This window comes from Brevibacterium iodinum ATCC 49514, from assembly GCF_900169265.1.
In the GTDB taxonomy this organism is placed as follows: Bacteria; Actinomycetota; Actinomycetes; order Actinomycetales; family Brevibacteriaceae; genus Brevibacterium; species Brevibacterium iodinum.
Genome location: NZ_FXYX01000039.1, coordinates 1 through 13,986 on the forward strand (window position 1 = coordinate 1; position 13,986 = coordinate 13,986).

General features: G+C 55.9%; 12 protein-coding genes. 2 read left to right on the top strand and 10 right to left on the bottom strand.

Going from position 1 to position 13,986, the window contains the following annotated elements:
- Positions 1-120 precede the first annotated feature (120 nt).
- Positions 121-879 (top strand): hypothetical protein, encoded by a 759-nt coding sequence (locus BI49514_RS15695; RefSeq protein ID WP_145996245.1) that lies wholly within the window; start codon positions 121-123, stop codon positions 877-879.
- Positions 880-1,116: 237 nt separating this feature from the next.
- On the top strand, positions 1,117-1,521 hold the full coding sequence (locus BI49514_RS16405) for a transposase (protein ID WP_145996246.1): 405 nt from the start codon (positions 1,117-1,119) through the stop codon (positions 1,519-1,521).
- A 283-nt stretch (positions 1,522-1,804) separates the two neighbouring features.
- On the opposite strand, the gene BI49514_RS15705 is transcribed toward BI49514_RS16405, so the two are convergent.
- The 10 genes from BI49514_RS15705 to sigJ all read right to left on the bottom strand — a co-directional run bounded on the left by BI49514_RS15705 (position 1,805) and on the right by sigJ (position 13,620).
- Positions 1,805-2,104, bottom strand: coding sequence for an antibiotic biosynthesis monooxygenase family protein (locus tag BI49514_RS15705; RefSeq protein WP_101547390.1), 300 nt, complete (start codon positions 2,102-2,104; stop codon positions 1,805-1,807).
- Positions 2,105-4,160: 2,056 nt separating this feature from the next.
- Positions 4,161-4,796 (bottom strand): pyridoxal 5'-phosphate synthase, encoded by a 636-nt coding sequence (locus BI49514_RS15710; RefSeq protein WP_101547391.1) that lies wholly within the window; start codon positions 4,794-4,796, stop codon positions 4,161-4,163.
- 24 nt (positions 4,797-4,820) lie between these two features.
- Positions 4,821-5,657: a PhzF family phenazine biosynthesis protein gene (locus tag BI49514_RS15715; RefSeq protein ID WP_167444051.1), complete on the bottom strand. Its 837-nt coding sequence runs from the start codon at positions 5,655-5,657 to the stop codon at positions 4,821-4,823.
- Positions 5,632-7,533 carry an anthranilate synthase family protein gene (locus BI49514_RS15720; RefSeq protein ID WP_101547393.1) on the bottom strand — a complete coding sequence of 634 codons (1,902 nt, stop codon included), beginning with the start codon at positions 7,531-7,533 and terminating at the stop codon, positions 5,632-5,634. Before BI49514_RS15720 ends, BI49514_RS15715 begins: the two co-directional genes overlap by 26 nt.
- Complete coding sequence (locus BI49514_RS15725) at positions 7,530-8,153, bottom strand: isochorismatase family protein (RefSeq protein WP_101547394.1); 624 nt, start codon at positions 8,151-8,153, stop codon at positions 7,530-7,532. Before BI49514_RS15725 ends, BI49514_RS15720 begins: the two co-directional genes overlap by 4 nt.
- A gap of 1 nt (position 8,154) precedes the next feature.
- Positions 8,155-9,342, bottom strand: a complete 1,188-nt coding sequence (locus BI49514_RS15730) for a 3-deoxy-7-phosphoheptulonate synthase (RefSeq protein ID WP_101547395.1) — start codon at positions 9,340-9,342, stop codon at positions 8,155-8,157.
- Positions 9,342-9,809 (bottom strand): PhzA/PhzB family protein, encoded by a 468-nt coding sequence (locus tag BI49514_RS15735; RefSeq protein ID WP_101547396.1) that lies wholly within the window; start codon positions 9,807-9,809, stop codon positions 9,342-9,344. The genes BI49514_RS15730 and BI49514_RS15735 overlap by 1 nt, the downstream gene beginning before the upstream one ends.
- On the bottom strand, positions 9,796-11,439 hold the full coding sequence (locus BI49514_RS15740) for a flavin-containing monooxygenase (protein ID WP_167444049.1): 1,644 nt from the start codon (positions 11,437-11,439) through the stop codon (positions 9,796-9,798). The genes BI49514_RS15735 and BI49514_RS15740 overlap by 14 nt, the downstream gene beginning before the upstream one ends.
- A gap of 5 nt (positions 11,440-11,444) precedes the next feature.
- Complete coding sequence (locus BI49514_RS15745) at positions 11,445-12,668, bottom strand: FAD-dependent monooxygenase (RefSeq protein ID WP_101547398.1); 1,224 nt, start codon at positions 12,666-12,668, stop codon at positions 11,445-11,447.
- Positions 12,643-13,620, bottom strand: a complete 978-nt coding sequence (gene sigJ / locus BI49514_RS15750; RefSeq protein ID WP_101547399.1) for an RNA polymerase sigma factor SigJ — start codon at positions 13,618-13,620, stop codon at positions 12,643-12,645. Before sigJ ends, BI49514_RS15745 begins: the two co-directional genes overlap by 26 nt.
- Between the last annotated feature and the right edge of the window lie 366 nt (positions 13,621-13,986).

The window sequence follows — 13,986 nt, forward strand, 5'->3', positions numbered from 1 at the left end:
CAACGGCAGACTCGAGCATCTACGCGGGTCCGCGCTGGGATTCCGCAACCGCACGCATTACATCGCGAGGTGTCTGCTCGAGTCCGGTGGCTTCAGACCGGTTCTACACTCTCAATTACGATGAGCCCTCAAACGCTCCGCCGACTGGCCCAGTCCGGAGTTGAAGATTTCGAAGTGCAAATCGCCGCTAACTCCACCACGAAAGATGACCTTGAGCTCCCGCTCTCGGAGTACCGCCGCTTGCACTCAACCATTATCGACAAGCTCACCCGCAATCCCACTGTCAATGCCACTATGTTTAACCGCGATGAGACTCAAATGATCGCGCATCTCGCTCAAACCGGAATCGACGTCGGCAATACACCTCTGTCCACGCACGAGAGGAACTCGCAGATTGCGGCAAACGCACACCGCATGGATGACGAACGTCGCCGCACCGACTTCCCCCAGTACAACCGAGCAACGCTCGAAGCAGTAGCCGGACACCTCAAGATCGAAGACTGGGACGCTCACCGCAAACTCGCCCAGGTCGCTGTCGAAAGTGGCTACTCTGCTGAAGTCTCCCAAGTATTCATCAATGACGAATCATATGAAAAGCCTCTACAACATTCGATCAGCATCCTCAACAACGATGATCTCAAACCCATTGAGGATCCTCTGGCCGCCATCGACGAAGATGGAATGGGTGGAACCACTGACGTTGAGCAGTTCAGTCCGCAACACCCACACGGCCGGTACGGGCCATCCACTCCATTCGACATGGCCCCGATCAATGACGATGAACCTGGTTTCCCTCAACCTTCAGATGCACATCTGCCGGCTCTGCGCGCTCAACCACCAGCTCCACCTGCCCCGCTAACCGATCCCGCTCTCGACTGACTCACAGCCCTTATTCGACGATAAACTAAAGACAATACGATTCTGCTCCCCCAGACACCGGTCTCTGCTGTAGGTACCACAGGCTCACAACGAGTGGGAGAAGATCGAACCTCCCTTATCTTCGAATGCCCCAAACGAGCCCGACCGTTCGAAAACGTCCGTTGAATCGTCGAAGGAATCATCTTGCAACCGGGCAGGCGTCCCCTTGCGCGACATGCCTCGTGAACACCTCGGACCGTGGCAGACGGTCTGGAAACGTCACCGCTCCTACGCCGCGCTGATGGCGCCGGGGGTCGTGTCTTGGCTCATGTATTTTCCGTAGCTAATGCAGCCAGTGACGTCGATTCGAACATCTCCGTTGATGGCATCATCAACCGAGCTCACAATCACGCGACGGACACGACGGGCCGTGACCGGGACACAGGCGGCTATCTCGAAAAACAAACAGTCTGCCCCGATGAGAAGCAGGAACCGGCCGGGCATAGGATCGATCGCTCTCGTGGTGGGCTGACGACGAAGATCCATCATGACGTCGACAGCAATAGCCAACCCTTGTCAGTCACAGTCACTAGCGGGCAACGCCACGACCTGGTGGTGCTGCAACAAGTGCTTGCCGACATTCGAGCCCCCACTCGCCGGTGATGATCGCTCGCGCAGTAGCCCGGATGCCTTTCTGACGGATAGTGCTCATCGGTTCAGAGATAATCGCGAGCACCTGCGTTCGCGTGGCGTTCAGGAAGTGATCCCGGAGAAGAAGGATCAGGTCGCAAAGAGAAAGAAGCGCGGGAGTCAGGGTTAAACGAATCGTGTTTCGTATCTCCAATGTACCGACTTCATGTCGGCGGCATGATGAAGCCAGCTGAGGAGTGCGAAGACCGGGGTGTGAACGATCTATGGTTCACACCCCGGGTTCACGGTGGTTGAATTACTTGTACTCACCCACGACCTGGTAAAGACCTGGGCTCGCACTCGCGATGCCCGCGGTCTTCTTGGCGTACTCAGCCGCCTCGGGATCGGACTGAGTCGCCTTGACGTCATCAGCAGACTCCCACTGGGCTACGTTCAGCACGCGAGTCTTGTCGGCGCTGGCGAGCAAGGTGAGAGAGATGAAACCGGGCCGGTGTTGCATTACTTTTTCGGTGCCCTCCTTGAGCAGTTCAAGGAGCTGCGGTTGCTTGTCAGGTTCGACATCGATGATATTGACGAATGTGACTGGATTGGACATTGCGATCCTCCGTTGGGTTCGTGTTCAACCGGAGTCAACTCGCAAGGAGTCGAGTACCGGAGGCACTGCTTTCGCGCCTAGTAAAGAGACGAGCTAGTTGCCGAGAGTGTGAGGCTTGCTGAATGTCTCGCTACTCTTCGACGGTCAGGGTGGGCTAGTTGTTACTAGACATGACGTTGTTGACGTTTCTTGCCAGTAACAGGTGATATTGGCGGATTCATGTCATTCGGATGTGACGGGTGATTTCAAGACCCCCGACCGGGTTATGGACTGAGGGCCTTGAATACGTGCTGTAGCGCCATAGGTCTCCTACCGCTAGCAAGCAGAAACACCGGACAGCCGATGGACCGTAGGCCAAGTCCTTCTGCGGTTCGGCCTCAACGGACGAAAGAGAATCAACCTGACCGGAGCGACTAACGGTGATCCCCAGCGGATCACCGCCAAACGCCCCGGACAGATCGTGCACTTGGACTTGAATAGGGTCGGGGGCGTCCAAGACGGTGCAGGTTGGCACTCGCATGGCGAAGGCAGCGAGAAAGCTAAAGCCGTTGCCCGCGCAAAGATACGCGGCACGAAGGCAGGCCACATCTACCTGCATTCGGCAATGACTGGACGCTCGGGACTCGGATAGGCCGGAGGGCTACCCGACGAGAGAGGGGCCACCTCCGTGGCGTTCCTCTGAGGCTCGAATGCCTAGTTTGCCACGTACCACATCACCCGGATCCAGCGTGCCGTGACCGACAACGAGTCCTGCTATCGATCCAGTGTTCTCCGAGAGGCGGTCGTTCCGAGTCAGCATCAACGCATCAAGCTGTGAACGCCGCAACACTAAGACAAAGTTGAGCACTACAACCTATTCGTCGTCGAGGATTTCCTCTACGTCCGCGATCAGAAGCCGAACGCGCTGCCACACTTTAGCTGTGAAACCGGCGCTACAATGATCACCGACCCCAAGGCGTACATCACGGGCAAACATCCGCGTACGCGACACCTTCACAAGTTAACAATGTCCTGGTCTCCTACAGCATGATCGGCCCAGTTCCGCATCAACGACCTCACATTTCGAAGCTCGCGGATGCGCAACCGACGCTGTAGGCGACACGGCGAGTCTTGACCCTCACTCCTGGCAAGAACCCCCACCGGCTCAAATGCGTAACCCGGAGATCGGACCGCGGTTCCAAGCAGGAATTAAGATCGCCACTCTGTACCTCCGTGGTCACAGTTATGTATGGATCAAACCCATGGAACCTGAAAGTACTATCGTCGCGGCCAATTAGGCCGGTCCTAAACTCAGTCACCGCTTCAGGAACACTGACAACAAAGCTCACCTCGACGTGTTCAGGAACTGCATGTAAGGATTCCAACGCAAGACGCTCGTCTTCCAAGTCGACGTAAATTGCAACGTGACGAACCGACCGACTCAATAGACGACTGAAATGAGCATCGGACAAAAGGGATGCGAGGTGGCTCGGCGAGGTTGATACATACCGGACTGGAGCGTCCAACATGGCACTCCAGCTTTGACGCTCTAACTCTTCACAGAAACTACTGCCCACTTCTCGAGAGGTCGCTACATCGGGGTCGATGAGGTACGGACGCGTACCCAGCCTCCTAGCTCGCTCGGCACTCACTGCTATAGCAAACTGAGCTTCCGGCGCTAGCGCAATTAGTGTACATTCCCCTTCGAAAGCACGCGGTTTACTGTATCCCGATACGCGCCACCTCGTTAACAGATCAAACCAACGTTCCAGCAACGGCAAACCTGTGCCTTGATAACCAGCCCTGACGATGCGTTCCTTCTGAGGAAGCCCAGCCGGAATGAGACTCAAGCCCTCAGGTTCGTTAGATCTTCGTCTCCAGTTCATAAACATTTCCAACTGCTCCGGGGTTCGCACATCCTCCAACGGGTCAAAAGGCAAAGACGGACGCGACGCGACCCAAAATGGCGAGCCCGTACGCGGTGAGAAATGCCACTTCATAAGGCTACGTATTGAGAACACCGGCTTAGCCTCATCAGAACGCCTGCGCAAATCGTTCGTTTTTGAGGTACAGGAGTTCACGGCTGAAGCCTCGAAACGGCCCAGCCAGATCCCTGACGTGAAAAGAGTAGTCGCTCATGCAGTCTGTCATTGCCGTTCGCCCAGAACTCGATGTCGAAAGGTTGGATCTCGAAAGCTCTATAGGTTGCCGGTCTCGGCAATGGTGCGTCCTCGGTGAGCTGGAGGGCCGTTCGGCGGAGGCCCTCGACATCACCTAAACGACGGCTTTGACGGGAGGCAACGGACATGGCGTGGGTGGCGAGTGGCCGCTGTTGCCACAACCGGTCAGCAACGGTCTCTTCCAGGCACTGGATAGAACCGCGGATGCACACTTGCTCGCTGGTTTCGCGCCAATAAAATAGCGCAGCCACCCTCGGGTTTGCCAGAGCCTCCTGGCCTTTACGGGAGCTTGCGTGAGATGTGAAAATCAGACTTTCCGTGGTGAGTTCCGCCAAAGCTACTGTTCTGATAGATGGCTGGCCCGCATTTGTCGAGGTCGCCAACGCCATTGCCAACGGTTCGCGGACCCCGAGGCGCACAGCGCGTTTCAGCCATGAGGCCAGTAGTTCGAAAGGTTCACCAGGCGGATCTAGATACTCAGGGAAATCTACCTCGATGTGGCCTGTGAGAGTCTCTGAATGGTTGTCATTCATTGCTTCGATCCATTCTGGTCAAAATTAAATTAGTAGTGTGCCGTGAGCGACAAGAGCCGTCGCTCCCGATAGGGAAACTGCGCATTGCGGTTCTTTATCCTGTCGAATCGAAACTGTCATCCGACAATCTTTGCCGAGCTTGTGCCCTTGCCGGACTTCAACCCGGAGCAGCGAGTTATGGAGTCCGAGCGATACTGCGTGCAGCACTATGGGTGCACATGCCGATCCGGTGGCCGCGTCTTCTTGGACACCATATGCCGGTGAGAACATTCGATTAAACACCACTCCGTTCTCGAGGGCATAGCAGTTGATCGCCATATCCTCGAAAATAGAAAGACGACTATGGTCTGGGCGGACCTCCATCAGTTCTTTTACGGTCCTGAGGGGTACTACAAGATGCCTGGCGCCTGCGTCGTATAAGGCTGGCGGCCCGGCGAAGCTCGATGACCCTAGAGCGGTTTTCAGCTCCGCTGTATGTTCGGTCACCATCTCTGTAGGCATCGCTTGTGTAATTTGCATGGAACTCGTATCAGCCGGATCATTGGAGATCCGAACCGCGCCGTTCGAAGTTGCGAACGTTGCGTTAGAAAGTTGATGACGGTCCAGATGCACTCTGGCTGCACCGAGGAGCGGGTGTCCAGCAAACGGTAGTTCGTTCACCGGGGTGAATATTCTGCATTGCACCCAAGTCGGGTCGCTCCGCGGCGTGTCGATAAAAACGACTTCCGAGAGTTGGAACTCGGCGGCAATGTCTTGCATTGTCTTTTGATCCAAGTCGAAGGAGTCGAGGAAGACAGCGACTGGATTACCGTTCAGGGGTCTAGTAGAGAACGCGTCAACTAATTCGTACTGATGTTCCACTGCCCACCTCTTTGATCGTCCAATTTTCGGAGCGGCTGAGTACACTCTGGATAAGTTCAGCGAGCAGCCGGTCATTGTTGTGAGTCAGAACTGATTCAATGTGGAACTGGATCGAGGCGAACGCCGTACCACGGAGTACCGCGATGTCCTGCGAGTCAGGGTGCAGAATTGCCTGTATATGCCGTCCGGAGTTGGAATCAATGCAGGGGGTCGAGGAACGAGCGGTGTATGTGTTGTAGAACCCCAGAGTCGCTTGGCGATTCCAGAGCGGAAGTTCGATCTGTTCACCTTGATGCGGTTTCGCTAGTCGAGCTATGGGCAGGCCAAGCTCTAGTGCGAGTATCTGATGGCTCAAACACTCAGCGAGGAAAGGTCGCCGTTGCAATAGCGCAGACCGGATGAGGCGGTGAAGAGAAACGATACGCTGATCGGTCTTGTTCTCAGGGTTGCCAGGACCAGGACCGAAGAGAATTAGATCACGGTCGGCCGGGAGTTCATCCACGTCGATGGCTCGTTGTTCGTCCACGTAGAATCCCAGGGATCTGAGAAGTACAGCCAGCATGTGTGTGAAGTCGTCTTCTGCGGTCACAATGAGGCATGTCCGCCCGCTGAATCGATATCGGTTGACTGCTCGCTCAGTTGTACTCTTGAGCCAGAAGTCGGATACGACGGCGCGACGGATTGTCATGGCCTGGTCAATGGAGGCGTTAAGGGAAGTCTCACGCTCAAAGACCTGTCGTAATCCCGCAGTCTTGGCCCGGGTCTCCTGCGCTTCGGAGGCAGGATCTGAATGGCGGACTATAGTCGAGCCAGCCGAAATCCTTACGTCGCCGTCTCGCGAAATCTCGGCGGTTCGGATGAGGATCGCTGAATCAAGAGATTGTCGTCCAGCGCTGTCGACTTCGACCAGAGCCAACACGCCGCTGTAGTAGCCACGCGGCGAGGGCTCCCGTTTGTGGATGACTTTGGCAGCGCTCTCCAGGGGACTCCCCACGACTGTCGGAGCTAGGAGAGTCCCCCTGAGAACTTGGCTGATTTCGGCGGAGGTCCGACCCGAGATCTCGAATTCCGTGTGGACGACATTGGACATACGACGAACGCGTGGACCGACTACGGCCGCTCCCTCCGGACAGAGTGAGGCCATCATCTTCAGCTCCTCGTCCAGCACCATGAGGAGTTCATCGGCTTCCTTTTGGTCGGCTAAGAACGCTTGGACCTCACGTGATGTAGGGCGATGCCCTACCGCTCTTAAAGTACCGCTGATGGGTGTCATTGCGACGATAGAGTTGTCAAGCGACACGTGGCGTTCGGGCGAAGCCCCCAGAAAGATTCTGTCGTTGGTCGAAACAAGAAAGGTCCAATATGCGCCTGCTTCGCGCTGAAGAAGCCGCTTATATAGCCCGAGTAGTGAAGCATTACTACTATCGCTCAACGTTCCTTGAAGCGTTCGTTTCAGAACGAAGTTTGACCCGAGGCCACTGCCGATGTCCTCGACTATCGAGGCGGAAGCAATATCGGCGTACTCGGCATCACTAATATCGAATTCGAAATTATCCACGTAGCCCGTTCGTTCCGGGTCGAGGCGCTCAAATTCGTGGCGGTTTGTGACGTAGTGCTTAGACACCGTGCAGATCAAGATCGGTTCTTTGTCGTCTTGAGCGGAGAATCCGCGTTCTTTGATTGAACGGTATGGAAGGAGTACGAGTTTGGTTGCTTGATCGTCGTCGGCGATCTGAGTTGTGTCGTCAACGGTGCTAGTGTTGAAGATGAGCAGGTCGATCATGTTCGGGGTCGCTTGTCGCAGTATCAGGGCGTAGTTGGTCTCATGTTCGCTGATGATCTGCGACGCTTGGGTGGCGGAAACCTGGTTTTTCATGTCAGGTCACCTTCAATGAACTTGATCTGTCCGCATCGATCGCCGATATATTCCAACGTATCGATGTGGAGAGTTCGATTGAAGTCTGCGGTTGCGTCCCCGATGACAAAGCATTGGATGTCTTTGGCGACACAGTCGATGGCAGTCGCCAGGATCCCCACATGAAGGTAGATCCCACAGACAATTAGCTGATCTTTGCCAAACTCTAAGAGAAGTTCTGCCAGGTCAGTGCGGGTGAAGGCGCTATAGCGCCATTTCGTAACTCGGGGGTCATGCTTCATTGGCTCAGCAGAGTCGACCAATCGGCGGTCCTCCTCGTCTGTGTCCATCCCAGGCCCCCAGAAGTCCGTCATGAGTCCCCGTTCTTCCACGCTCATCCCACCACGCTGTCCGCTGTAGATGACTGGCGTTCCGTGGTCTCTAGCGAGGCGTACGAGCCGGTTGACGTTGCTTTGCAAAGCAGCAGATGGCTCAGTAGGCAGTGCCCGGACGAAATACTGCTGCATGTCATGCACGAGCAGTGCCGCGCGGGTCCAATCGAGTGCCCATTCGGGTCCGAACGTTCTCAAATCAGTGATGGCGACTTGCGCGTATGGCGTAGTTGTGAATTTATAGTTCATGTCAGCGGCCCTCCGTCCAGGCGGTTAGGACTTCGGCAGTTTGGGTTCGATTGAGACGCGGATCGCAAAGGCTCCGGTAGCTGTCAGGCGCACGTCGGCTGTCGATTCTTGTAGTGCACTCTTCAATCCCGTAATCTCCGGTAGCTTCCAAATGTATGCCTGCAGAATGGAGCCCGAAGGTCCTGAGAATCTTGTTGAAGTCGTTGACCTCTCCCAGGACATCCGGCAAGAGTCGTGCCTTGGCTCCATCATCAGCATTTCTCGTGTTGCCGTGAAGAGGATCGACCATCCAAGTGACCTCAAGACCTGCATTGCATATTGCCGAGACGACGGCGGGAAACTCATTTTTGATCCGGGAATGACCGAATCGAGCAATGAGCGAGAGCCGTCCCATTTCGTTACCCGGATTAAGGATCCTGACAAGCTGCTTAGCTTCACTCGGGAAGACACCTGGTCCAATCTTGCACGACACCGGGTTTCGAATGGCCGCCATGAGCGATATATGGGCGCCATCGAGGTGCCGGGTGCGATTGCCAATCCAAGGCCAGTGTGTCGATGTAAGGTAACGAGCAGTGCCTTCAACTCGGACCTGCGGGTGCTCGTAATCCATCAGTAGCGCCTCGTGACTCGTCCAGACCTTTCGACCTGCCGTAGTGCTGTTATATTGACGTATCGTCTCGGTGGCCCGCTGGGCCAGTCGATGCCCTCTCAAAAGCCGCAACGGGTCTGGCTGGCGTTCCTCAGGAGTTGGCCGAGGTCCGTTGACCGCGTCTCCCATGTACGTTGACATTTGTTGTCCGGCGACAGTTTCGGTCGGATTGCTACGGGGCTTGGCGAACTGACCCGCGATCCGACCGACAGCGATCACCGCCTGGCCGGTGGCTCCCGCGACAAGGTCAGCGGCATCGTTTATGAATCTTAGCTTTCGGTCGATGGCCTCCGGTGATAGCTCGATGAACGGCTCAGCGCAGTCACCTAGTTGAACGACGGTGGCTTGGCCGCTGGCAACAGTCGCCATGCAGACTCGTAGCTCTTCGACTTCCTCTGCGGTCACCAGGGAATGTGCCGTCTCCAAGCGGTGTCGCACCTCGTCGACTAAGTGTTGTTTGGGCCAAGAGGGCTGGTGCGCCGCGGAGGAGTGTCTAGTCGGAGTGGCCAAAGGCATGCGGTTTCCTGTCGGCCCATTCATTACTGTGGAATGCCTTTGCGCTCGATTCGTGGCACTGAGAGGCCGAGTGCTTTGAGCTGCAAGATAGGATTCATGAATTCACGGCACCGGACGATCAGGCCGTCCTCCATTTCGAACGAAAAGATGAAGTGGTTTTCGTAGTACCCCTCTGGATATCCCTCGAACCTGATAGCACCGTGGCCATCGCATTCGACCCAGAAATGATTGGGATCGGTCTCAGGGTGGACAGTGATGTTATACCACTCCCAGTCAGGGAAACATTGGAGCGACCAGTACGCATGCCTCTCTAGCGCCGACTTCCCTCGGATTTCGATCGCTTGTCCGGATTCGGTGGTCCAAAGGCCCCCGATTCCTTCCTCGACAAAAAGGTTATGTCGGTCGTAGCGGTCCTCGCCTTTGGTATGAAGGTACCGTTCGACGGTTTGGAGGTTCCTATTGCGCAGATCTTCGTTCTCACTGTTGGACATGCTGTGCTCCTTCTCTTTGTTGGGCCAGTCGGGATGGGGTGGAAAGCTGGAAACTTGGGAGTCGATTGTCGATCTCGTCGCGAAGTCGTTGACGGTATGAGCCCAGTCCGCCGAAGTAGAAGAGAGCTCGGGGACTTTGGGTATGAATATTTGACCCAAAAATCCACGATTTGACTTCAGAGAAAACGGAACTTTGCGCCAACTCAGTGGACTCAATCGCCCAACGATCCACAACGTCTGGATATACTTCGATGGTGGTGGCCTCGGTAGAGTCGGCTATCGCGATCACTTCTGCGATGAAGTCGACCTGGGCTTCGATTCCTGGCGGCAAGTTCGAAAAGACGCCCAAAGGTCCAAGTACCGTGAAGAAGTTCGGGAAATTCGGCGTCGCAATGCCTAGGTACGACGAAGGAGCATCGCCCCAGTGTTCGAGTAGGTTCGTGCCCCCTCGCCCTTGGACGTCGAAATCACGGTATGCCCCGTCCACTGCCTCGAACCCGGTGGCGAATACGATGACATCGACTTCGAAAAAGCGTCCGTCGTCGAGGGTGATCCCGTGTGGTGTAACCGATCGGATAGAGTTCCGTTTAGTGTCAACCAGCGATATATTGTCTCGGTTGAAGGTCTCGTAGTAGTTGTCGACGGCAACGGGGCGTCTGGCGTAGGGCTCGATGGGAGTCAGGTCCTTCGCGGTCTCTTTGTCCGTGACGATTGTCTTGATCTTCTGCTTGATGAAGTCAGCGGCGGCGTCGTTGGACACGCGATTGAACGCAATATCGGAGAACGTCCCGAACATAAAATTGAAGCCTCCGCCTTCCTCCCAGGCTTTCTCAAAGACTTCATTGCGCGTCTTCTCGTCGACATCTTGCGCTCCGGTTCGCGGCTCCTCGAAGCCGCACGCAAGTCTAGTCAGCCGCCAGTCATCCCATAGCTCGGCGAAGTACTCCTCATAGTGCTGAGTTTCGCCATCGGTCCACTGTCGTTGCCCCGCCGGGACGACGTATTGAGCCGTGCGTTGGAATACGACCATCTCTTCGACCTCAGTTGCGGCATTGGCGATGAGCTGGCAACCGGTTGAACCGGTGCCAAACACCGCGACTTTTGCTCCTGCGAGGGTCATACCTTCAGGCCATCGAGCCGTATGGATGGTCTGGCCAGTGAACGTTTCAAGGCCGGGGACGCTCGGCAAAGAAGGCTTCGAGAGGACGCCGGCGGCTCCGATGAGAAAGCGAGCCGAGAACGTTTGGCCTTTGTCCGTCCGCACCTCCCATCGTGCTCGCTCTTCCTTGAACTCAGCCGTGGTTGCAGTGGTCTCGAACTGAAAAATCTCGTCCAAATCATGCCGCTTCATAAAATCCTGAAGATAGTCACGAATCTGGTCGCCCTTCTGATATCGCGCAGTTCGATCCCAAGAGAGCGATACGGTCGGATCACCGGAGTACCGATAGACATGGCTATCCGTGTCTGCTTGGACGCCTGGGTATCTGTTCCAGTACCAGGTACCTCCCGCATCGCTGCCTTTCTCGATGCCAACAACGTGGAGACCGAGGACGTTGGAGAGCTTGTGGGCCGCATAGAGCCCTGAGACTCCAGCTCCGATGATGATTACGTCGCATTTCAGATAGCTCACGTCGCTTACCTTTCGATGGTGTCTTCGCCGACCCAGCTTGAGCGCGGCCGGGGTCTATCGCGGACAGCTTGGCGATAATTCGAAGTGGTTTTGTGGAACTTTTTGAATCGGGCGCTACCGGTGGTGCCGAGATGTTCGAGTTCTTCCCGGTTCATCTTTCGATTCGCGAGCACGATCTTGTTGGTCTGAGGAAGCCTGGTGGACACGAACTCAGTAATGGCGTCGAATGGGTCGGCTTTGGTCTTGATTGCGCCGGCAAGACAGGCGGCGTCGACGATCGTTTGCGACGCGCCTTGCGCTCCAATCGGGTACATCGGGTGCGCCGCGTCGCCAAGCAATACGACCCGTGAACGGGACCACTGATCAATTGGGTCACGGTCACGAAGGCGGTCAGACTTGATAATTGGGGATTTCTCGATCATCGCTGCCACGTCCAGGAAACCGAGTGCCCAGTTTCCGATGAGGGACCTCAGCTTGCGCCGCACGGCTTCTTGGCTGTTGCCGAGGGCCGCTGATTTTCCCACGGTGACGCTGTCAGGGACTAGGAGCACCCAATTGATCCGGCTTGATCCGACTTTAGCGATGGTCGCGGAGACAGGATAGGCGATGAGTCGACAGCCATTGTCAGCTGTGACGAGGATGAAGGTCTCTCCGTCGAGCATCTTGGGAAGATCCGCGACTCCGCGATAGAGAGTCATGCCACCATCGCGGAGTGCAGTGGGCCCGACGGTGTAGCTACGCGTGACCGAGTTGATGCCGTCTGCTCCGGCGATTAGATCATATGGTTTACGAGATTGCCTTTCCCATCGTTCTAAGTCTTCGATCGCTACTGAGTCCCTCGTGTGAATCTGGCAACTACTGGGTAGCCGGGAAAGTAAGGTCGAAACCAGGTCGCGTCGGAGAATGGATAGTTGGGGCATCACTTCCCCTGCGAATCGACCCCGCGGTTCTTCCATGATCTGTTGGCCGTCTGAGGATAGGTACCGGTGCGCGCGGGTTTGTATTCCGACGCTGCACAACCGAGATAGGAGCCCGAGGCCAGCCAGTTCCGAAATTGCATTTGGCTGAATGTTGAGTCCGTAGCCATCGCCGTTCAGCGAGCTCCGATGTTCGAAGAGGTCGATCTGATAGTTCTCACCGAGGGAAGCGGCGAGCATGAGTCCGCCGACACCAGCACCCACTATTGCGATTCGAGTTGGCATTTCAGGCAATTGGCAAGACATGATCATCACCTTCAGGGAGTTCGTTGTGCCAGAGGCGGAGCTTCTCGGGGTTTCTAATAGCCCAAATATTGCTAATTCGGGGCATCGTGATCTGCGTAGCGACGACAGCAATCACCCGACCATGCGCCGACCCGATCAAACCGGGCTGATAGTTGACGACAGCCTCGGAGATGTTCAAATTGGGTTGCTTGAGCATCACTGCCTTGAAGAAGGTAGCGACTTGCTCTGCACCGACCAGTGGGTCAATTGCAGCGCTCACAAGTCCTCCTCCATCTGTGACAGCAGTAACGCTCGGATCGAGAACGTTAAGGAGCTTCTTGAGACTGCCTTCCTGCCATGCGTCCTTGAAAGCCTGGTTGATACGCCGGTGTTCGTCGTGGTCGACGCGGCCAATTGTTGCGGTCTTTACTCGTTTCCTCGCTGACGAGGCGAGTTGACGGCAAGCGTGAGGGGTACGCCCCACCATTTCCGCGATCTCGGCGAAAGAATATTGGAACACGTCATGCAAGACGAAGCTGACGCGTTCGGCGGGTGACATTTTGTCAAGAACAATCAGGAGTGCCATTGAAACCGACTCATCAAGTGATATACGGTCGGCGGGGTCGTCGTTTGCGGTTCCCGAAGATAGGTTAACTCTGATATCGAAAGCTGGGATCGGCTCGGGAAGCCACTCGCCAACGTATATTTCCCGTCGCCTGCGGGCCGACCGTAGTTGGTCGAGGCAAATTCTGGTGACGACTTTGGTGAACCAAGCTCCCGGCGTCTTGATCGCCTTCCGCTCTAACGACGGTTGGCGGTACCAGCGGAGATAGGCTTCTTGAACTGCGTCTTCTGCGTCAGATGCGGATCCGAGCAGGTTGTACGCGACGGACAGTAGACGGAGACGCTCTCCTCGTACGACTTCTAGGAAAGATCCGGAGTCTTCATACCGATTGTCACGGGGAACCATGTCGCTCATTCGTGGTTCCGTCGAGCCTGAGGTCTGGCACGGTCGGATCCTTGTTGGTATGCCAGGGCTACATTCTGCATTTGCGGGCTCCTTCGATTGCGTCGTTCGTCTTGTGTGACTCTGGCGGTACTTTGACGGAGCAGCGATTCAAAACGTCAGGCGCTTGTAATCCCGGCTCTACATAGCGGAATTGGCTGGCGGGGTCGTTGGCTCGAGGTTGCCGACTAACCAGGCCAGAGGCTGCCCCTGGGGACTGATGCAAAGAAAGGTGACAGTTTGAGTGTCAAGCTGCGAGAGCAGCTGGCTCTATGATTGCTTCGTACTCTACTGGTGTCAATCGACCCAACCGGGCTTGTCGGCGACGTCGGTGATATG